1 protein-coding gene is annotated in these 1781 nt (G+C 45.1%); it reads left to right on the top strand.

What is annotated here, in order from left to right; translation table 11 throughout:
- Positions 1-168 precede the first annotated feature (168 nt).
- A complete protein-coding gene (locus AB4653_RS25345; protein ID WP_009848614.1) occupies positions 169-1716 on the top strand; it encodes a SulP family inorganic anion transporter in 1548 nt (515 codons plus the stop codon).
- Positions 1717-1781: the final 65 nt, after the last annotated feature.

The following is a 1781-nucleotide window of genomic DNA, read 5'->3' as shown; positions in this document are numbered from 1 at the left end:
TAGATATATTACTCAAAATAGGGTTCAACCTTGAACTTAATCACATTTTTGGGTAGCATTCGCGCACTTATATTTTCGACACTTAGCTATTGCCGCTCTTTTTCATCACTGTTTGGCTACGCAATACATTCGTGTCGGTAAACCCATTTTAAGCATAGCTGAGCAAACATGTTCGAATTCCCACAATTTTCAAAGCACTCTGTAAAAAATGATGTGCTTTCAGGTCTTACCGTAGCCTTAGCTCTGGTACCTGAAGCCGTAGCATTCGCCTTTGTTGCAGGCGTTGACCCAATGGTTGGTCTTTACGCAGCATTCATCGTAGGTTTAATCACTTCTGTCTTCGGCGGTCGTCCAGGTATGATTTCTGGTGCAACTGGCGCAATGGCTGTTGTAATGGTTAGCCTAGTAGCAACCCATGGCGTTCAATACCTCTTTGCGGCAGTTATGCTAGCCGGCCTTCTGCAAATTGCAGCGGGTGTATTTAAGCTAGGTAAATTCATCCGTATCGTTCCACACCCAGTAATGATTGGTTTCGTGAACGGTTTGGCTATTGTTATCTTCCTTGCTCAGCTTGGACAATTTAAAGCACCAGACGTAACAGGTGCGCTAACTTGGTTACCAAGCGGTCAAATGACACTGATGTTAGGTCTAGTCGCACTGACTATGGCTATCATCCACTTCTTACCTAAACTAACAACAGCGGTACCATCGTCATTGGTTGCTATTGTTACAGTAACGGCTTTGGTTGTTGGCCTTGATCTAGAAACTCGTACTGTTGTTGATTTCTTACGCACTATGTCTGGTGACGAAGCAGCAACACTAGCGGGCTCTCTACCAACATTCTCTATTCCAGCAGTACCGTTTAGCCTAGAAACGCTATACATCATCCTGCCTTACGCAGTGATTCTTGCAGCGATTGGTCTAATCGAATCACTACTAACGCTAACCGTACTAGACGAAATGACAAACACTCGTGGACAATCTAACCGTGAATGTGTTGGTCAAGGTATGGCGAACGTGACGTGTTCAGTATTTGGCGCGATGGGTGGTTGTGCGATGATCGGTCAATCGATGATCAACGTAAACTCAGGTGGTCGTGGTCGTCTTTCAGGTATCGTAGCGGCAGTTGCACTACTGATGTTCATCCTGTTCGGCTCTGCACTGATTGAAATGATTCCTCTAGCAGCACTTGTGGGCGTTATGTTCATGGTTGTTATCGGTACGTTTGAATGGGCAACCTTCAAGTTGGCACGTCGCGTTCCTAAGCAAGACTTCTTCGTTATCGTTCTTGTAACTGTCGTTACAGTACTAACAGACCTTGCGGTAGCAGTTGGTGTGGGTGTTGTAGCTTCTGCACTAATGTTTGCATGGCAACATGCTAAGCACATCTACGCAGACACATCGGTTAACGCTGAAGGCTCTAAAGAGTACAAAGTTAACGGTCCAATCTTCTTTGGTTCAACCGCTAACTTCCTTGAGTTGTTTGACTCATACAACGATCCACAAGATGTTATCGTTGATTTCGCAAACTCACGCGTTACTGACCACTCTGCTATTGAAGCGATCGACACGATTGCTGACCGTTACGCGGCACTAGGTAAAACACTTCACCTTCGCCACCTAAGCCAAGACTGTGTTGCTATGCTGCACAAAGCCGGTAGCTTAGTTGAAGCGAACGTTGCAGAAGACCCAATCTACAAAGTAATGTCTAAGTAAGCTTAGTCATAGCTTAAAGCTAGATTTAGAAAGGCCGACATTCAATGTCTAATGCCGTTCGGATA

Source organism: Vibrio sp. 10N.222.48.A3, from assembly GCF_041475345.1.
Classification (GTDB): Bacteria; Pseudomonadota; Gammaproteobacteria; order Enterobacterales; family Vibrionaceae; genus Vibrio; species Vibrio tasmaniensis_A.
The sequence above is the reverse complement of the archived record's forward strand: the minus strand, read 5'-3'. Positions and strand labels throughout refer to the sequence as shown.

Bases quoted from the DNA above. Each gene is read 5' to 3' on its own strand.
- AB4653_RS25345 (WP_009848614.1), top strand. From the start codon at position 169: ATGTTCGAATTCCCACAATTTTCAAAGCACTCTGTAAAAAATGATGTG.